This is a genomic window from Phyllobacterium sp. P30BS-XVII (assembly GCF_014138335.1).
Taxonomy (GTDB): Bacteria; Pseudomonadota; Alphaproteobacteria; order Rhizobiales; family Rhizobiaceae; genus Phyllobacterium; species Phyllobacterium meliloti.
In genome coordinates this window covers 376344-393377 of record NZ_JACGXO010000005.1, presented here as the reverse complement: position 1 = coordinate 393377, position 17034 = coordinate 376344, and the positions used below count along the sequence as shown (strand labels likewise).

The 17034-nt window shown below is 54.8% G+C and carries 20 protein-coding genes and 1 tRNA gene; 9 read left to right on the top strand and 12 right to left on the bottom strand.

All coding sequences use genetic code 11. The annotated features are described in order from the left end of the window. Positions 1–3 precede the first annotated feature (3 nt). Entirely contained in the window at positions 4–492 is a 489-nt protein-coding gene (locus tag FHW17_RS16570; protein ID WP_112529814.1) for an Rrf2 family transcriptional regulator, read from the top strand. Here the strand turns inward: FHW17_RS16570 and FHW17_RS16565 are convergent. The 4 genes from FHW17_RS16565 to FHW17_RS16550 all read right to left on the bottom strand — a co-directional run bounded on the left by FHW17_RS16565 (position 475) and on the right by FHW17_RS16550 (position 3314). Continuing rightward, positions 475–1494, bottom strand: a complete 1020-nt coding sequence (locus FHW17_RS16565) for a mechanosensitive ion channel family protein (RefSeq protein ID WP_182510355.1) — start codon at positions 1492–1494, stop codon at positions 475–477. The two genes, FHW17_RS16570 and FHW17_RS16565, sit on opposite strands and share 18 nt — an antisense overlap. A gap of 68 nt (positions 1495–1562) precedes the next feature. Beyond that, positions 1563–1925: a cupin domain-containing protein gene (locus tag FHW17_RS16560; protein WP_227988146.1), complete on the bottom strand. Its 363-nt coding sequence runs from the start codon at positions 1923–1925 to the stop codon at positions 1563–1565. 95 nt (positions 1926–2020) lie between these two features. Beyond that, positions 2021–2773: an SDR family oxidoreductase gene (locus tag FHW17_RS16555; RefSeq protein WP_182510353.1), complete on the bottom strand. Its 753-nt coding sequence runs from the start codon at positions 2771–2773 to the stop codon at positions 2021–2023. Positions 2774–2834: 61 nt separating this feature from the next. After that, positions 2835–3314 carry a carboxymuconolactone decarboxylase family protein gene (locus tag FHW17_RS16550; protein WP_112529806.1) on the bottom strand — a complete coding sequence of 160 codons (480 nt, stop codon included), beginning with the start codon at positions 3312–3314 and terminating at the stop codon, positions 2835–2837. A 128-nt stretch (positions 3315–3442) separates the two neighbouring features. On the opposite strand from FHW17_RS16550, the gene FHW17_RS16545 reads away from it, so the two are divergent. The 4 genes from FHW17_RS16545 (at position 3443) to FHW17_RS16530 (ending at position 6963) form a co-directional block, all read left to right on the top strand. After that, a complete protein-coding gene (locus FHW17_RS16545; protein WP_182510352.1) occupies positions 3443–4372 on the top strand; it encodes a LysR family transcriptional regulator in 930 nt (309 codons plus the stop codon). Between the two features lie 139 nt (positions 4373–4511). Further along, on the top strand, positions 4512–4901 hold the full coding sequence (locus FHW17_RS16540; RefSeq protein ID WP_182510351.1) for a hypothetical protein: 390 nt from the start codon (positions 4512–4514) through the stop codon (positions 4899–4901). A 207-nt stretch (positions 4902–5108) separates the two neighbouring features. Then, positions 5109–6302 (top strand): phosphotransferase, encoded by a 1194-nt coding sequence (locus FHW17_RS16535; protein ID WP_182510350.1) that lies wholly within the window; start codon positions 5109–5111, stop codon positions 6300–6302. A 223-nt stretch (positions 6303–6525) separates the two neighbouring features. Further along, a complete protein-coding gene (locus FHW17_RS16530) occupies positions 6526–6963 on the top strand; it encodes a VOC family protein (protein WP_112529802.1) in 438 nt (145 codons plus the stop codon). Between the two features lie 825 nt (positions 6964–7788). On the opposite strand, the gene FHW17_RS16525 is transcribed toward FHW17_RS16530, so the two are convergent. Continuing rightward, positions 7789–7864 (bottom strand) — tRNA-Thr (locus FHW17_RS16525). Between the two features lie 155 nt (positions 7865–8019). Between FHW17_RS16525 and FHW17_RS16520 the strand changes: the two genes are divergently transcribed. The 3 genes from FHW17_RS16520 (at position 8020) to FHW17_RS16510 (ending at position 10929) form a co-directional block, all read left to right on the top strand. Next, a complete protein-coding gene (locus tag FHW17_RS16520) occupies positions 8020–8793 on the top strand; it encodes an NAD kinase (RefSeq protein ID WP_112529798.1) in 774 nt (257 codons plus the stop codon). A 188-nt stretch (positions 8794–8981) separates the two neighbouring features. Next, the gene (locus tag FHW17_RS16515; protein ID WP_112529796.1) at positions 8982–10517 is read left to right on the top strand and encodes a DEAD/DEAH box helicase; all 1536 of its coding nucleotides are present in this window, start codon (positions 8982–8984) and stop codon (positions 10515–10517) included. Positions 10518–10527: 10 nt separating this feature from the next. Then, a complete protein-coding gene (locus FHW17_RS16510; RefSeq protein ID WP_112529838.1) occupies positions 10528–10929 on the top strand; it encodes an NUDIX domain-containing protein in 402 nt (133 codons plus the stop codon). A 54-nt stretch (positions 10930–10983) separates the two neighbouring features. Here the strand turns inward: FHW17_RS16510 and FHW17_RS16505 are convergent, their stop codons facing one another. Both FHW17_RS16505 and sufA read right to left on the bottom strand, forming a co-directional pair. Then, positions 10984–11301 (bottom strand): TfoX/Sxy family protein, encoded by a 318-nt coding sequence (locus FHW17_RS16505; protein ID WP_112529794.1) that lies wholly within the window; start codon positions 11299–11301, stop codon positions 10984–10986. A 77-nt stretch (positions 11302–11378) separates the two neighbouring features. Beyond that, positions 11379–11753, bottom strand: a complete 375-nt coding sequence (gene sufA / locus FHW17_RS16500; protein ID WP_091877062.1) for a Fe-S cluster assembly scaffold SufA — start codon at positions 11751–11753, stop codon at positions 11379–11381. Positions 11754–11879: 126 nt separating this feature from the next. Here sufA and FHW17_RS16495 point away from each other — a divergent pair, with 126 nt between their 5' ends. Further along, positions 11880–12521: a hypothetical protein gene (locus tag FHW17_RS16495; protein WP_182510349.1), complete on the top strand. Its 642-nt coding sequence runs from the start codon at positions 11880–11882 to the stop codon at positions 12519–12521. A 5-nt stretch (positions 12522–12526) separates the two neighbouring features. Here the strand turns inward: FHW17_RS16495 and FHW17_RS16490 are convergent, their stop codons facing one another. The 5 genes from FHW17_RS16490 to sufC form a co-directional block, all read right to left on the bottom strand. Then, the gene (locus tag FHW17_RS16490) at positions 12527–12796 is read right to left on the bottom strand and encodes a hypothetical protein (protein WP_182510348.1); all 270 of its coding nucleotides are present in this window, start codon (positions 12794–12796) and stop codon (positions 12527–12529) included. A gap of 195 nt (positions 12797–12991) precedes the next feature. Continuing rightward, positions 12992–13411, bottom strand: coding sequence for an SUF system Fe-S cluster assembly protein (locus FHW17_RS16485; RefSeq protein ID WP_112529788.1), 420 nt, complete (start codon positions 13409–13411; stop codon positions 12992–12994). 5 nt (positions 13412–13416) lie between these two features. Beyond that, positions 13417–14658 (bottom strand): cysteine desulfurase, encoded by a 1242-nt coding sequence (locus FHW17_RS16480; protein WP_182510347.1) that lies wholly within the window; start codon positions 14656–14658, stop codon positions 13417–13419. A gap of 61 nt (positions 14659–14719) precedes the next feature. Continuing rightward, entirely contained in the window at positions 14720–15991 is a 1272-nt protein-coding gene (gene sufD / locus FHW17_RS16475; RefSeq protein WP_182510346.1) for a Fe-S cluster assembly protein SufD, read from the bottom strand. Between the two features lie 11 nt (positions 15992–16002). Beyond that, entirely contained in the window at positions 16003–16758 is a 756-nt protein-coding gene (gene sufC, locus FHW17_RS16470; protein ID WP_091877072.1) for a Fe-S cluster assembly ATPase SufC, read from the bottom strand. Positions 16759–17034 lie beyond the last annotated feature (276 nt).

Below are 17034 nucleotides of genomic sequence, written 5' to 3'. Positions count from 1 at the left end.
TTCATGATCCTGAAAAGCCAAGTCGAATGGGCGTTGCATTGTTGTGCCATCCTCGCAGGTCTGCCTGACGGCCGCTATCTGTCAACCAAAGCGCTCGCCGAGTTCCATGGGCTACCGAAAGAATATCTCTCAAAAGCGCTACAGAGCCTGTCGCAGGCAGGTCTCGTCCACACGACACTCGGTCCCTCAGGCGGATACAGATTGGCGAAGTCTCCCGCTGAACTCAGCTTTCTCGACATTGTTGAGGCGGTGGAGGGCAAGACGCGAACCTTTGTCTGCAACAATATTCGCGCCAACAACCCGTGCCGCCCGCAAGGCTATTGCGAAAGCAGCCCATGCGCCGTCGCCCGCATCATGTGGGAGGCTGACGAAGCATGGCGCGAGCGGCTGCGCAGTGTCACGCTGGCTCAATTGACGGAAACCCTGTCTAAGGAAATCCCGCCCACACTCTGGAAGAGTAGCTTCGAATGGGTGTTAGACCGCGCGGGGTGAAGCGGCGGCGGCAGGCAACGCATGCTGCGCAACAGGCATCTGAAAGAGATAGCTCTGCGGCGGCATCGCCAGAGAAAGCCCGCTCGCCTCACATTGGCGATAGACCATATCAATCACCTCATTTTTCGCAGGCGTTCTATTGCCCGGGCCAGGCACACGAAAGAACAGCTCCGCTTCGATTGCAATCGCATCGATTGTTTTGAGGGCGACGATTGGCGGCGGGTCCTTGTTGATCTGCGTGCAGCTTTGCAAGGCAGCTTGCATGACGGTTTCAATAACTTGCGGCCTATCTGTTGCCGAAATACGCACGGTCAATACCATCTGATAGGCCTCGTCGGGGCGGCTGAGATTGGTCAGTCCGACCTTGGCCAACACGCTGTTTGGCAGAATGATGACGTTATGGGCGCTGGTTAAAAGATTGGTGGAGCGCCAGTTGTTTTCGGTGACACGTCCTTCCGTGCCATCACCCAGCAAAATCCAGTCACCGATGACGAAGGGCCGTCCCAGCGTTAGCGCAATGCCGGAAAACACATCACCAAGCGTGTTCTGCAGTGCAAGACCAAAAATAATGGCAACCACACCTGATGTAGCGACGAGCGTACCGATAGGCACATCAAAGACGAAAGCCAAAATGGATAGGAACACCCCGAGATAGACCGCAGCGACAATCAGATCCTGTAACAGGCGGGCTTCCTGTGGCCTTCGCTCCAAAACGATGTAAATACGAACAAATCCAATCAACGCCCAGGCAAGGTGTGTCCACCAGAGAATCTGCGCAGACATGGCCAGAAATGCCGCCACGCCTTGCAGGTGTTTTTCCGTGAACCGATGCGGCAGAATCCCATTGAAGCCAAGTATGGCAGTCATGACGACGAAGAAAACAATCTGGACGACAAGCCGCGCTGTCGGGCGACCGCGCCCCTGCAGAAGCCAAACGACGACCCCCGCAACGCCGAAAAGGTCGATCAGGATAAGCGGCAAGGGAAGATGATCATTGAACATGGCATGTCTCATTGGCAACGCATGGCAAAACCGGGTGCAATGAACGGCACCCGGTTTTCATTTCTGACTTACTTCTTGATCGGGAAGGTCAGGCCCTTTTCCTTCGTATCGACAACGAAGACCGCCAGAAGCTTCGCAGGTTTTGTCTTACTGCCATTGGCGCTGACACCATGGCGATCACCCGGCATTTCCGAAAAATTCTCGCCTGCATGGTAGACTTTCACCGGACCATCATTGACCTGACTGCGGATGGAGCCTTCCAGAACCGTGGCATAGATGAAAGCTGAGGTCGGATGTGTATGGGCTTCGGACGAGCCGCCGGGCCCGTATTCGACCAGTATGCCCTTGATGCTCTTGCCGGGAACGTTCGGCAGTTCATGTTCATAGACGAGCGTGACTTTGGCGGTGTTTTCACTTGCAGTGGCTGACATAACCGGCGCGCCCAAAACCACGGTCGCAACAGCAAAGCCTGTGATGATTGATCTTAACATTTCAAAATCCTTTGTTTGGGTGGGATAAATGTCTTTTACGGTTTCCGGCTGGTGGGAAACCACTGCTCGAACGTAATCCGGCCAAGGCGGGGATTATTGTCGGAGACAAGCGAACCTTCCTCCAGACGCGCACCAAAATAGCGAGCCTCCGGATCAGGCTGGATTTTGCGTGAATCGCCCATCGCCTTGAGGTATCGTTCGACCAGATCGCTGAGCCGCGAACGCTCCGGGCCAGCAATCTCAAGCGTCCCGTTGAGCGGTTGGGCGAGTGCGATATCGGCCATAACATCGGCAACGTCATCGGAAGCAATCGGCTGCACATAGGCTGGAGACAGATGCACCTCGTCACCCACCGTCCCGGACTGAGCGATGCCACTGAGGAATTCCATGAACTGTGTCGAATGAACAATCGTATAGGGAATGCCCGCGGCCTTGATCAGATTTTCCTGAGCAAGCTTTGCACGGAAGTAGCCGCTTTCCTGCAGACGTTCCGTGCCAACGACAGAGAGCGCGATATGGTGTCTGACCGCAGCGGATTTTTCCGCCGCAATCAGGTTACGCCCTGAAGTTTCGAAAAACTCCAGCACCGCCTTGTCTTCGAAGGATGGCGAATTGGCCAGATCGACGACGACCTGCGCACCGGAAAGCGCTTCGTCCAGCCCCTCGCCCGTGATGGTATTGACGCCTGTGTTTGGAGATGCGGCAATCACCTCATGTCCCTGCTCGCGCAGGCGTTCAACTGTCTTGGAACCGATAAGGCCGGTTCCACCAATAATAACGATTTTCATATGACTTCTCCGTTCAAAGGGCTCTGTGCCCGCATGTATCTGTGACTGTTTGAACGAGGCTTTAGTTCAAACCGGCTTTGTCGAGGCCGTAAGCTTTGTCCGCCGAACCCGGGACAGTCTTGAACGCGACGTTGACACGGTTCCATGCATTGATAACCATGATCGAGAAGGTCAGATCGGACACTTCCTTTTCAGATAGCTGTCCACGTACCCGCTCATAAAGCTCATCGGGAATACCGCCCTCCGGCAGGCTCGTAAGCGCTTCGGTCCAGGCAAGAGCAGCACGTTCACGCGGGACGAAAAGGGTCGACTCTCGCCAGATTGCAACGTGATGGAGGCGCAGCTCGCTCTCTCCGTGAATCTTTGCTTCCTTGACATGCATATCGAGGCAAAACCCACAGCCATTGATCTGTGACGCCCGGATCTGAATGAGATCGTGGATCGTCTGCTCGATGACACTGTCTTTCAGGGCCATACTGAGGTCCAAAAGCTTTTTGAACAGTTCCGGCGATTGTTGAGCGTAGTTCAGGCGCGACGTCATTGCTTTCTCCATAATTAAGGACATTTAATATCCTTATGGATAATTTATATCCTTAATTTCTGGACTGTAAAGCCGTTCACGTATAAGTTGCAGACATATGGCTTATGTCGAAAAGTATGAGGGTTACGATGGACATCGTATCTGCGTTGAGAACATTCCTTCGGGTAACTGAGACTGGCTCGTTTTCAGCCGCCGCGGTAAACCTTGGTTTGACGCAGCCCGCCGTGTCCCGCCAGATATCGGCGCTGGAAGCGCATCTGAACACACGCCTTCTGCATCGAACCACAACGGCAATGACGCTGACGGTTGAAGGTGAGCAGATGATCCCGATGGCATTAAGGGTTGTCGAAGCCGTTGACGCTCTCGGCGAGGCTAGCTGCACGGAAAAGTCAGCCGTATCCGGGAAAGTCCGCCTTTCCGTCCCAACTCCACTCGGGCTTTATGCAAGTGACAGACTGGCCGGGTTGATCGAACGTCATCCGAATCTTTCCGTGGAACTGATCTTGCGCGAGGAACCATCAGATTTGGTCGGCGAAGGAATTGATCTTGAAGTTCGCCTTGGCCCGGTGGCAGACGATAACCTGATCTGTCGCAGGATCGGATGGACAACCGCCTTTCTTGTCGCAGCACCGCACTATCTGAAAGGTCGAGCGGCGCCGGAAACGCCGGGAGATATCGAGGCCCATGATTGCATCTCCTATAGCCGCAGCGGGGATGGACGCGTCTGGTCTTTCTCCAGCGGGGCCAATGACATTGCCGTGCCAATTGCGCCCCGCATAATCGCAAACAACTCTGTCGCGGTTCATCGCGCGGTTCTGGCTGGAGGTGGGCTGGCGGTGCTTTCCCACATCCTTGTCTCCCGTGATCTGGAGGATGGCAGGCTTGTCAACATCATGCCCGATTTTCCACCGAGCCGCCTGCCGATCTGCATTGTCTATTCAACCCGCCGAAACATGCCCCAGCGCGTCCGGATCGCTCTTGATTTTCTCATTGAGGCTGTGCGGGAAGACCCGATGATGGCATCTTCGACCTCAGCAAAAGGCGTGGACGAGAATTAAGATTATCATGTCCTTTTATCTACAGATGCAATTGATTTCATTGACATTTCATGCAGAACTCGCACAGATTTAGTTTTGTTCAGTACGACTTGCTCTTTGAACCCGAGGACAGCGGAGCCAGCGGAATGATGCGAAGGCAATGATGGAAGATAACCCTGCACTTCATAGCCGTCATTTAGGCATGACAGCACTATTGAAATCGTATTGGATTTTCGTGTTTCTGGTTGGGCTATTCAACGTCTTTGAGTATCGGGGTTACGCGGTATTGGTAATGCTTGGCACTATCGTTTTTTCGCTGCCTGCGATGGCCGTCGTAATAGCGCTCTATTTCCTGTTCCCAAAGCATTTCAATCGCCATTATCTGTACTACTGCCTAGGCATACCAATCCTCTGCATTTCGATACCCCTTTGGGGGCTTGGCAAATCAGATACAACCGTGACATGCGCTGCCGTTATCGGTCTCATCTCTCTGCCGACCTGCGCGATCTATTTCATGCGGCAAGAAATCAGGCGCGCGCAGTGCAAATGAGTGCAATGCCACCCAATCTCTGCCAGCCAGCCGCCGTTGCTGCAAATGATCCCTCAACATTGTCACAATCGTTCAAGACTCCTTCATTCTGATTGTCCATATCAACGACATTGCATCCTATCGATTTGCCCCCTGACTATAGAGAAGTGGTGCAGGCAAATAAGCCACAAGAGGACGACGACGATCGAAAGCCATGAACAAACACCCATGCGCTCGCGCATAATACGGCTGGTGCTGGTAACGCCGGATGGTACCGTGGTTGGTTGCCTGCCGCCGATTCCCGTCAATGTTCCATGGTGGCAGGAAGTTGAGTCAGTCGTGCGTGCCACCCGCGAGCATCATGGCCTCGAAGTGACCATCCTGCGCCTGCTTCAAGTGGCTGATGATCAATCTGACCAAGTGGAGGTCACCTATCTGGCTGAGATTGGCGAACCTGTGCAGGCAGAGGTTTGGGCGGGGAAGATCGAACCCCATCCACTGCGTCAAAGTTACGCCCAGCCCGGCGGTCCTACCGCCGATCTCGCTTGGGCTGCTGGGATACTTGCCAGGCACGGCTTGGCACCCACCGCCAAACCCGTCCAGATTCGCACATGGAATCTCTCCAGCGTCTGGCGCATTCCCATCGGTGATCAATCGGCATGGCTGAAAGTCGTGCCTTCATTTCTGGGGCATGAGCCCCACATTATTACGGCTTTGGCTGGTCTGCCTGTTCCAACACTGCTTGGTTATGATGAATGCGGGCGCATTCTGCTCGCGGAGATTGCGGGCGATGACATGTATGAGGCTACGCTGCCGCAGTTGCTCAGTATGGTGACATTGCTTGTCGACATACAGGCCATGTGGATTGGCCGCGTCGAGGAACTACGTGCGATGCGAATGCCCGATTGGTGTGGGCCGAGTTTGATTTCAAAAATCACTGACGTCTTACAGCGGACAAACGAGGAATTGTCTCAAGGTGAACGCGCGTCGCTATCGCGTTTCGTGAGTGGTCTTGCAGACCGGTTTAGCGAAATCGATGCCTGTGGATTGCCGAATACGCTTGTCCACGGCGACTGCCATCCCGGTAATTTCCGTGGGACAGAATTTGCGCTCACGCTGCTTGATTGGGGTGACAGCGGTATTGGCCACCCATTGCTTGACCAGCCAGCTTTTCTCGATGGTATTCCGCCGGAACACGTAAAGACAGTCAAGGATCACTGGAATCACCAGTGGTCGGCTAGAATCCCCGGCTGTGCGCCTGCACGTGCCGCCGATCTTCTTGCGCCTGTTGCCACGGCCAGACGGGCTGTGATCTACCAGCATTTCCTCGACAATATTGAACCGTCGGAGCATATCTATCATGACGGCGATCCGGTCGACTGGTTACGTCGAACTGCGGCCCTGGTGTCAAAATCAGGTTGAATATTGGCTGACGACCAGTGTTGTGCGTTGTCACTTCACCACATCAATATCGTTCGCAATGATCTGCCAGGGCGCAATAGAACGATTCACGGTCTTGCTCCCCTTGCGAACAGCCGAGCCCATTTTTCACGCTTGACTCTCCATGGCAATAAGGCCCTGCTTTGGAACATGCGAGGCCCTCGTGGCCGTCAATGACACCTTGTGGATTGGAAAGGTTGGACACATGGCGATCAAACGGATGGACAATATAGGAATCGTTGTCGATGACCTCGAAGAGGCGATTGATTTCTTTCACGAGCTTGGCCTTGAGCTTGAAGGACGGGCCATGATCGAAGGAGAATGGGCCGGGCGTGTCACTGGACTGGGCGATCAGCACGTCGAGATTGCCATGATGCGTACGCCTGACGGCCACAGCCGATTGGAACTCTCCCGCTTCCTCACGCCGCCTGTCATCGCAGATCATCGGAACGCCCCGGTCAACGCCTTGGGCTACCTGCGCGTCATGTTCACCGTGGACGACATTGACGACACGCTCGAAAGGCTCCGCAAGCGCGGCGCACAGGTCGTCGGCGAAGTCGTGCAGTATAAAGACGTGTATCGGCTCTGCTATATCCGCGGGCCCGGAAAACTTCTCATCGGACTCGCCCAAGAACTCAGCTAATTCGCGCGAATGGAACGCGCCATCATTGTTGGACGCATCTTGAAATCGCCATATCGAAGTATCACGTTTTCTCTGTTGTCGCTCTCCAGTGTACAACATGAGGTCCGGCAACCCTTCCCCCGTTACTGCCGGGCCTCATTTTATTTGAGCTTGCCAACATTCCAGCTTCCGGAAATGAAAAAGCCCCACAATCCGTAAGAAAGTGGGGCTGATATGCTCTGGATGATTTAATCGACTGAGATTACTTCTCCGGTTCGACGATCGACGGAGACTCTGATATCATCCCCTCGATAGTCGGTTCCCTCAATGATGAACCGCGACCGCGTTCTCGTAACATCGTCAACATCGCGAAGCCCCTCCGAACGCGCGATCCGCACGGCTGTTCTCTCGCTTATGCTGCTGATACGCCGATAAGGACGTTCCATCTGAGGTTCAACAAGCCGAACCCCGCCCGGACCAATTTCGATGGATTGTGCGTATGATGGCGCTGAAGAAAACACCATTAGAGCCGCCGCTCCTGCCATTACCAGAACCTTGTGCATCACTCTCTCCTTAACTGTTCCTGCCAAGCTGTTTGACCAATGCTTCGCAGGCACCCCACAACTGACGGTTAAGATTCCGTTTAGGGCCATTGTGAGGCGGTGTAACTGTTCAAGGATGAATAGCCAAGAAGGTAGCTGACACGGACGACGCGCGTGAGCCATCCGAAAAGATGCGTGGAATTAAGTCTTCGAAGCGTATTGTGGGCCAAATGGAGCCGCGTTACCCCGCACCTTTAAAAAAGGCACTGGACAGTCAACAACTTAACAATCACCAGAAGAAAAATGGTGCCCCCGGAGAGACTCGAACTCCCGACCCTCTGATTACAAATCAGATGCTCTACCAACTGAGCTACAAGGGCAGCGGCGTCCGATTAGCACAAACATTCCGGATGTAAAATGGAAAAACAGCACTTTATGCAATTTTCCCGCTTTTTTTGATTGAGCAGCATTTTGCCAGATCAATCGCGCCGTGCTAGGCGATACGTCCTTGAGATGCTCGGACACGCAGGCAGCCATGAACCGGAATATTGAAACCTTCGCTTTTCTTTCCTCCGGAACACCGGAATCCGACGAGGCTATGCACAATCTCGTCAAGCTTTACGGGCAGACCGCGCCGAAGGATGCCGATGTCATCGTCGCGCTGGGCGGTGATGGTTTCATGCTGCAGACCCTGCAGAACCACATGAACCAGGGCAAGATGACCTATGGCATGAACAGAGGCTCGGTCGGCTTTCTCATGAACGAGTATAGCGAGACCGATCTGAAACAGCGTGTGGAGGCCGCACAGGCCGAAACGATCCGTCCGCTGAAGATGGTTGCAGAATCGCTTGAAGAAGGCACCGTCACCTCCTTTGCGCTCAATGATGTCTATCTGCTGCGCCAGTCCTATCAGGCAGCCAAGATCAAGATCACCGTTGACGATCAGGTCCGGCTGGAAGAACTGATCTGCGATGGCGTGATGGTCGCAACCCCGGCCGGCTCCACCGCTTACAATCTGTCAGCTCAGGGACCCATCCTGCCGCTGGATGCGCGGTTGCTCGCCCTCACCCCGGTTTCCCCGTTCCGCCCGCGCCGCTGGCGCGGTGCGCTGCTATCAAACAAGGTTACGGTGCGGCTGGACATCCTTGAACCGGAAAAGCGGCCGGTCAACGCTGTCGCTGATCACACGGAAGTAAAATCGGTACTGTCAGTAACAGTGGAAGAAGCGTCGCAGTTACGTGCAACCATTCTGTTCGACAAGAACCATTCATGGAATGAACGGATTCTCAAAGAACAGTTCCTTTATTGACAACATTAGACTAAAGTGATGCACAATTGTAACAGACTCTTAAATCTCAAGGGATGCGAGAGTTGACTTTTGCTGGTATGGGCCGTAACGCCATTCCTGCAAGACATTGTGCAATGAAAAGCACCCATTCCATTGGCAAAATAACGGACATGTGCGGCATCGACTGCAGATAGAAAGTTAAATCTCCATTGACCACGTTCGCTGATCTGGGCCTTTCGCCGAAAGTGCTCGATGCTGTGGAAGCAGCAGGATACACCACCCCCACCCCGATTCAGGCTGGGGCGATCCCGCACGCGCTGCAGCGCAAGGATGTTCTTGGCATTGCCCAGACCGGGACAGGCAAGACTGCTTCCTTTGTGCTGCCGATGCTCACATTGCTTGAACAGGGCCGCGCCCGCGCGCGTATGCCCCGCACGCTGATCCTTGAGCCAACACGCGAGCTTGCAGCGCAGGTCGAGGAAAACTTTGTCAAATATGGCAAGAACCACCGGCTCAATGTCGCGCTGCTGATTGGCGGCGTTTCTTTTGATGACCAGCTGCGCAAGCTCGAACGCGGCGCCGATGTGCTTATTGCCACGCCCGGCCGCCTGCTTGACCATTTTGAGCGCGGCAAGCTGCTTCTGACCGGTGTTGATATTCTCGTCATCGACGAAGCAGACCGTATGCTCGATATGGGTTTCATTCCCGATATTGAACGCATCTGCAAACTGATCCCCTTCACCCGCCAGACATTGTTCTTCTCGGCAACCATGCCGCCGGAGATTACCAAACTGACGGAACAGTTCCTGCATGCGCCCGTGCGTGTTGAAGTCGCCAAGGCCGCGACCACAGCCAAGACGGTTGAACAGCAACTGGTCAAGTCAGGCAAAAAAGATTGGGAAAAGCGCGCCAAGCTGCGCGATCTGATCCGCGCTGAAGAAGATGGGCTGAAAAACGCGATCATCTTCTGCAATCGCAAAAAAGACGTTTCCGAGCTGTTCCGCTCGCTGGTCAAGCATGAGTTTGATGCTGGTGCCCTGCATGGCGATATGGATCAGCGTGCCCGCACGACGATGCTTGCCAACTTCAAGGACGGCAAACTGAAGATCCTCGTGGCCTCCGATGTGGCGGCACGCGGCCTTGATATTCCCGATGTGAGCCACGTCTTCAATTTCGACGTGCCTGTTCATTCGGAAGATTATGTACACCGCATCGGTCGCACGGGCCGCGCTGGCCGTTCCGGCAAGGCGTTTACGCTCGTCACGCCAGCTGATGTAAAACATCTGGCATCCATCGAAAAACTGATCGGTGAAGACATCAACTGGTATGATGGTGATCTTGCCACCCTGCCCGTTTCGGAAGAAACCGACGAAGCGCCGCGCCGTGGCCGTAATGCCCGCGGCAAGAGCGAAACCAAGCGCAAGCCGCGCAATGAGGGCCGTGAACGCGAACGCCCGCAGTCGGAAATCGACATTATTGCCGCCGCCGAACGCGCCAAGGAAACCGGCGAACAGCCTGACGTCGTCGAGGTACCGGTCAAAAAGACAGCCGAGAAACCGCAAAAAGCTGCCATCAAGGCCGACAATGAACAGCGGCGTGCCCGTCCTGCTGCCCCACAGGAACAACCGCGCCGTGAACAGGAACCGCGCCGCGATCATCGCCGCGACAGAAATGACAACGATCCATCACCGGTTGGTTTTGGCGATGAAATCCCTGCCTTCATGCTGATCGATACAAAAATCTGAGGATTTGATCGTGAATGCACCGGGCGTTGGATGTGGAATCGTCTTCTTAAGAGACGGCCATATCCTCTTGTTACAACGCAAAAAAAGCCCCGAGATCGGTGCTTGGGGCATCCCGGGTGGCAAGATCGATTTTCTGGAAACCGCCGAACAGGCAATCAGGCGTGAAGCCTTTGAGGAGACTGGTCTTGAGGCTGGCTCCATCCGCCAGCTTGGTATCAGCGAGCAGCTTTTCCACGACGAGCGCCAGCACTGGTTTGGCATCCTGTTCCTTGCCGAGACATTCTCTGGTCAAATGCAGTTGCTCGAACCGGACAAACATGGCGGTATCGACTGGTTTCCCCTCGACGACCTCCCCGCGACGCTTACGCTCCCGACCATTCATGCGCTGGAATTGATCCGCCAGGAAGCTTGAGCCCCTTACAATCTGGCTTTGATCTACTCGTCGGGTATCTGCTGACAGGTCCTATTATTTTACCGTGCGCAGCGAGGCCTCATAGGCCTTGCGTGCCCACTCGGTCATGATGTCAGGATCATCAAACGCATCGGCGGGAATTGACCAATAAGGCATTTCGACAGTTTTTGATTTGCCTTCATAGGTCCACCGCCGGCAACCGGCGGCCTCAAAATCCGGTGCAGAGATCTTGTCAGCCTTCAAAAGGATTTCGTCGGCAACCTCAAGCGCGAAAACCAGCCCGTGGTGATAGATGCCCTTGCCGCCAAACATGCGTTTGATGGTGACAGGTCCGAGGCCGGAAAACAGGTCGTGAATCGCATCATTGTCCATGGCTTCAGTATTGCAGGCGCAAAGACAGGCGTCACGCCAAAAAATGCGTTGTCATGACTGCAATCGAGGCGGGAAAATCAGGAAGTGGCTGAAGCCAAAGCTTCGGGCTTGGCAGGGGTCAACTCGACCGATTCGCCGCAGCCGCACGCTGATGTCTGGTTTGGATTATTAAAGACAAAGCCCGTGCGCAGGGTCGTTACTTCAAAATCCATCTGCGTGCCCAAGAGATAAAGCACAGCTTCCGGTGCTACAAATACCTTCGAGCCATCTTTTTCGACAATATCATCGCCGGGCTTGGCTTCTGTAACGAGATCAATGGTATATTCCATACCCGCGCAGCCGCCTTTCTTGATGCCGACGCGGATACCGAGCGCATTTTCGCGCGTCGCTACAATCTCGCTCACGCGGGATGCTGCAGCATCAGTCAACGTCATGACAGAAAAACGACCCATTTCTAATCTCTCTTGGTTCAGATCGTACAACGATCAGTCTGTACCATAGTTAGTGTTACATAGTCGTCACCGCAAGTGTTCAAACTCACCCACGTCCCACAAACCCGTATGCAGAAGGCAGAAATCATGAATTACCGCCATCTCATTCTCTCTAGCGTCACCGGTCTGGCGCTGAGCCTGACACCTGCGCTGGCCCAGGAGGCCAAAAAGCCCGAACCGCCAAAGCAGGAAACCGGGGCGAAGCCCGCAGCACCCGCCGTGGCCGCGCCAGAAGCCCCTGCTACCAAGGAAGCGCCTGTTACCAAGGAAGCCCCGGCTGCCAAGGAAGCCGCAGAGGCGCCGAACCAGTCAGTGCCTGACTATCTTGACGACCGCAGCACGCCGGAGCAGCTGGTCAAATCCTATTATAATGCCATCAACCGGCAGGAATATGCCCGCGCCTATAGCTACTATGCTGAGGAAGGGCATACACAGGCTTTTCCGCAGTTTCAGGCGGGTTATGAAAACACAGTCTCAGTAGAGCTTCGTCTGGGCAAGGTCGAGAGCGAGGGCGCAGCCGGTTCCACCTATTGGAGCCTGCCACTGGCAATTGAATCGACGCAGAAGGACGGCAAGCGCACTGTTTACAATGGTTGTTATCGGCTGCGGCTGGCAAATGCGGCCATTCAGGGCGTTCCCTTCGTGCCACTGTCCATTCTTGACGGTACGCTGCAGAAATTCGAGAAGCCACTGGATCAAAGCGTGCCTGAAGCATGTGAAGCGCCCTGACAGCACTAGAAATAACTGACAAGGCTGACAATGGCGACCAGCAGGCATGCCAGCGCTGCAGCCAGGGAGCCTTTTGCGTTCTGTTCTGCCTGTTCCAGCACGGACTCGGCTGCGCAACTTATGGCAGACCGACCATCAAGCAATCCGGCAATATCCGCTCGTGTGAGAATCTCTGTTGATGCGTGCCAGTGCCACGCGGCCTTGAGTGTAAGCAAAATAATGCCCGCTGTGCCAAAACGCACAATCCATACGGCAATAGGCAAATCAAAAATCATAATAAAACAAATTCAAACGCTGGGTGATGCCCCCACCACATATTCGATGACATTATGTGTCATCGATGGCATCCGGGACATGACCGGTTAAACTGTCTGCAACAAACGGTGCAGAGCGGATAACCACATCATGCTTGGCTGTGGGACTTCTGGCAATTAGACTTTAGTCTAATATCTGAAACACGCGCGGCTGGATCAGTACCAGCCGACGGCGACCTGCGCTTCTTCTGACATGCGATCAGGCGTCCATGGCGGATCGAAAGTCATCGTCACATCAACAAAACTGACGCCTTCGACCGAGCTTACCGCATCCTGCACCCAGCCCGGCATTTCGCCGGCAACCGGGCAACCGGGTGCTGTCAGGGTCATTTCGATCTTTACAGACCGATCGTCCTCTATATCAATCTTGTAGACAAGGCCCAGCTCATAGATATCGGCGGGGATTTCCGGATCGTAGACCGTCTTCAGTGCGCCGATAATATCGTCGGTCATCCGTGCCAGTTCATCGGCTGGAATGGTTGACGCAGAAACAGCGCCGCTCACCTCGGAAGTCTCCACAGGTGCATCCGGCTTCACAGCCTCGTCTTTTTCCAGCGTCTCGACTTTATCGGTCATCGTCTTCACCCAAAGAATTTCCGCGCTTTTTCCAGCGCATCGGCGAGAACATCGATCTCGTCTCTTGTATTATACATCGCAAACGATGCACGGCATGTGGATGTTACGCCGAAACGTTTCAAGAGCGGCTGGGCACAATGTGTGCCCGCACGCACCGCAACACCCGCCCGGTCGATAACCATTGATACGTCATGGGCGTGAATGCCGGCAAGTTCGAAGGAGATGATCGCGCCCTTGCCCTTGGCATCGCCGAAAATACGCAGCGAATTGATCTGGCGCAGCCGTTCATGCGCATAGTCGCGCAAATCTTCCTCATGGGCAAGAATGGCGGCGCGGCCAATCCTCTCCACATATTCAATGGCTGCACCAAGACCGATGGCCTGTGCAATTGGCGGCGTACCGGCTTCGAAGCGGTGCGGCGGATGGTTATAGGTGACGATATCCTCCGTCACCTCTTCGATCATCTCGCCGCCGCCCTGAAACGGACGCATGGCTTCCAGCTTTTCCTTGCGGCCATAGAGCACGCCAATGCCGGACGGACCATAAATCTTGTGCCCAGTGAAAATATACCAGTCACAGCCGAGATCCTGCACATCAACGGGCAGATGCACCGCACCCTGACTGCCATCGACAAGCACCGGAATGCCGCGCGCATGGGCAATGCGGACGATTTCCTTGATCGGCGTCACCGTGCCAAGCACGTTGGACATATGGGTGATGGCAACCAGCTTGGTACGATCAGTCAACCGCGCTTCGAATTCCTCGATATGGAATGCGCCCTGCTCATCGACAGGTACCCAGACCAGCTTTGCACCTTGCCTTTCCCTGATGAAATGCCACGGCACGATGTTGGAATGGTGCTCCATGATCGACAGGACGATCTCGTCGCCCTCGCCAATATTGGGCATACCATAGCCATAAGCGACCGTATTGATCGCCTCGGTAGCGGATTTGGTGAAAACGATCTCGTCAACAGAAGCCGCATTCAAAAAGCGCCGGACACTTTCGCGCGCCTTTTCATAGGCATCCGTAGCGGCGTTAGACAGGAAATGCAGGCCGCGATGCACATTGGCATATTCATTCGAATAGGTATGCGTGATCGCATCAATGACCGCCTGCGGCTTCTGTGCCGAAGCGCCATTGTCGAGATAGACAAGCGGTTTGCCGTAGACTTCACGCGACAGAATAGGGAAATCGCGGCGGATTGCCTCGACATCATAACCGGCCTGAATAATCTTCGTATCCATAGTGCCCGCGCTTTCCTGCGTTTGGGTCGAATACCTGCCGGATCGACCGGCAGGCAAACAATCAGACATGAACAGCCAGCCACTTGTCGAGAATAGCTTCCAGAGCTTCGACCAGCGGTTCACTTTCCAGTTCTTCGATGATTTCAGCCACGAATGCCTTGATCAGCAAGCCGCGCCCTTCGCTCTCCGGAATGCCGCGCGCCTGCAGATAGAACAGGTGGTTGCCGTCGATTTCCGTCACCGTCGCACCGTGGCCGCAGGCCACATCATCGGCAAAGATTTCGAGTTCCGGCTTGGCATCAAATTCGCCATCATCGGACAGGAGCAGCGTGTTGCAGGCCATGCGCGCATCGGTCTTCTGGGCGATCCGGTTGACCTTGATCTGCCCCTGAAAGACACCGCGCGCCCGGTCTGTCACCACATTGCGGATGATCTGCACCGACGTGGTGTTTTCGACCAGATGGCCGAGCGTCATCGTCACATCCGTATGGCTGTCACCGCCAAGCAGATTGACACCGCGCAGCTGGAAATCCGAGCCCTCGCCCTTGGACAGCACATGCACTTCCTGCCGCACCAGCTTGCCGCCCGCATTGACGATATAAACCGTCAGCTTGGCATTGGTACCGATAGTCGCGGTGAACTGGGCAAGCTGTGTGGCTTCAATCCCCTGTTCGCGCAGGATGATCCAGACAATCTCTGCATCATCGGCAACAGTGATATTGCTGATGGATGTTGAAAAGCCCTCACCCTCGCCGCCTGTCTGACGCTCGATAATGGTTGCCTTGCTGCCCTTGCCGAACTTGACGGCAAAACGCACATGGCCCTGCCCGCGCACCTGCGCATTCTGCAGTTCCAGCGGCGCTTCAAGCTCGACATCATCGGCAATATTCACCGCCCAGCCATCGGTCACGTAAGCCGCATTGATCTGGCCGATTGCATCATCGCCGCCACGAATGGCGAGATCACGGATCACCGATCCATCGGCCAGTTTTTCGCTGTATTTGGTGAATTCGACACCTTCAACCCGCGGCGCATTCAGCGCAACACCATTGGACACTGTGGCAACAGCTGATCCCTGAATAACGGCTGGCAAGGCATTGGTACCAGCCGCGCCGTCATAGGCAGCAACGCTCCGCAGCAAGGTGCGCAGATCGGTATAGTGCCAGCTTTCGACACGGCGCGACGGCAGGCCCTGCGTCTTCAATGCCTCGATTGCATTGTCACGCGCGCTGACGATTTCCGCATCGCCCGGCAATTCGCCCATCCGGTCGACGAAGGAGTCGACCAGCGCCGCTTCTGCGGTTGTCGGCTGGCGTCCTGTGTGAACATTCATAACGTCGCTCCTCAGGCTGCCTCGCCGATGATATCGGCATAGCCGTTCTCTTCGAGATGGAGGGCAAGGTTCTTGTCGCCTGACTTGATGACCTGCCCCTTGTAAAGGACGTGGACACTATCCGGAACGATATAGTCGAGCAGACGCTGATAGTGGGTGATCACGATCACCGCACGGTCAGGCGAGCGCAGTGCATTCACGCCATCCGAAACAATCTTCAGCGCGTCGATATCGAGGCCGGAATCGGTCTCATCAAGCACGCAGAGCTTTGGTTCCAGCAGTTTCATCTGCAGGATTTCCGCACGCTTCTTTTCGCCGCCCGAAAAACCAACATTGAGCGGACGCTTCAGCATGGCAATATCCATATCGAGCGATGCCGCAGCGGTTTTGACGCGGGCGATGAAATCAGGAATTTTTAGTGGCTCTTCACCGCGCGCCTTGCGCTGCGAGTTCATCGCCACTTTCAGGAATTCCATCGTCGCAACACCGGGTATTTCCATCGGATACTGGAATGCCAGGAAAATGCCCTTGGCTGCACGCTCGGATGGATCGAGTTCCAGAATGGATTCGCCATTGTAGAGAATGTCACCTGATGTGACTTCGTAGTCTTCGCGGCCCGCAAGAATATAGGACAGCGTCGACTTGCCGGAACCGTTCGGCCCCATGATTGCCGCCACTTCACCCGCCTTGACCGTAAGGTTCAGGCCGCGAATGATTTCGGTGTCCGTATCTGCGATCTTCGCATGCAGGTTGATGATCTCAAGCATTGTACTACCCTTTGAATTCCGTGGGATCAGCCTCGGCGATCCCTTGCTAAATCTTTTATTCGTCTTGGCGCTTGGCGCCCGAAAGTTACATGGCTAGCGGATTAGCAGCAGATAACTGCCATAAGCTGTTCCGCAAATTGAAACGACTGCTATTAGGAACTGCACCGTTTGAGGCAATCGCAAGAGAAACCAACCTGGGCCTTCCATACGGTCTCTCAGATAAACATATTTGGGTTTATCTCTCCGCTTGGCCTCTGGTTTGGTCTCCTCCGTCGT

Bases quoted from the DNA above. Each gene is read 5' to 3' on its own strand.
- FHW17_RS16570 (WP_112529814.1), top strand. From the start codon at position 4: ATGATCCTGAAAAGCCAAGTCGAATGGGCGTTGCATTGTTGTGCCATC.
- FHW17_RS16565 (WP_182510355.1), bottom strand. From the start codon at position 1,494: ATGTTCAATGATCATCTTCCCTTGCCGCTTATCCTGATCGACCTTTTC.
- FHW17_RS16560 (WP_227988146.1), bottom strand. From the start codon at position 1,925: ATGTCAGCCACTGCAAGTGAAAACACCGCCAAAGTCACGCTCGTCTAT.
- FHW17_RS16555 (WP_182510353.1), bottom strand. From the start codon at position 2,773: ATGAAAATCGTTATTATTGGTGGAACCGGCCTTATCGGTTCCAAGACA.
- FHW17_RS16550 (WP_112529806.1), bottom strand. From the start codon at position 3,314: ATGACGTCGCGCCTGAACTACGCTCAACAATCGCCGGAACTGTTCAAA.
- FHW17_RS16545 (WP_182510352.1), top strand. From the start codon at position 3,443: ATGGACATCGTATCTGCGTTGAGAACATTCCTTCGGGTAACTGAGACT.
- FHW17_RS16540 (WP_182510351.1), top strand. From the start codon at position 4,512: ATGATGGAAGATAACCCTGCACTTCATAGCCGTCATTTAGGCATGACA.
- FHW17_RS16535 (WP_182510350.1), top strand. From the start codon at position 5,109: ATGCGCTCGCGCATAATACGGCTGGTGCTGGTAACGCCGGATGGTACC.
- FHW17_RS16530 (WP_112529802.1), top strand. From the start codon at position 6,526: ATGGCGATCAAACGGATGGACAATATAGGAATCGTTGTCGATGACCTC.
- FHW17_RS16520 (WP_112529798.1), top strand. From the start codon at position 8,020: ATGAACCGGAATATTGAAACCTTCGCTTTTCTTTCCTCCGGAACACCG.
- FHW17_RS16505 (WP_112529794.1), bottom strand. From the start codon at position 11,301: ATGGACAATGATGCGATTCACGACCTGTTTTCCGGCCTCGGACCTGTC.
- sufA (WP_091877062.1), bottom strand. From the start codon at position 11,753: ATGGGTCGTTTTTCTGTCATGACGTTGACTGATGCTGCAGCATCCCGC.
- FHW17_RS16495 (WP_182510349.1), top strand. From the start codon at position 11,880: ATGAATTACCGCCATCTCATTCTCTCTAGCGTCACCGGTCTGGCGCTG.
- FHW17_RS16490 (WP_182510348.1), bottom strand. From the start codon at position 12,796: ATGATTTTTGATTTGCCTATTGCCGTATGGATTGTGCGTTTTGGCACA.
- FHW17_RS16485 (WP_112529788.1), bottom strand. From the start codon at position 13,411: ATGACCGATAAAGTCGAGACGCTGGAAAAAGACGAGGCTGTGAAGCCG.
- FHW17_RS16480 (WP_182510347.1), bottom strand. From the start codon at position 14,658: ATGGATACGAAGATTATTCAGGCCGGTTATGATGTCGAGGCAATCCGC.
- sufD (WP_182510346.1), bottom strand. From the start codon at position 15,991: ATGAATGTTCACACAGGACGCCAGCCGACAACCGCAGAAGCGGCGCTG.
- sufC (WP_091877072.1), bottom strand. From the start codon at position 16,758: ATGCTTGAGATCATCAACCTGCATGCGAAGATCGCAGATACGGACACC.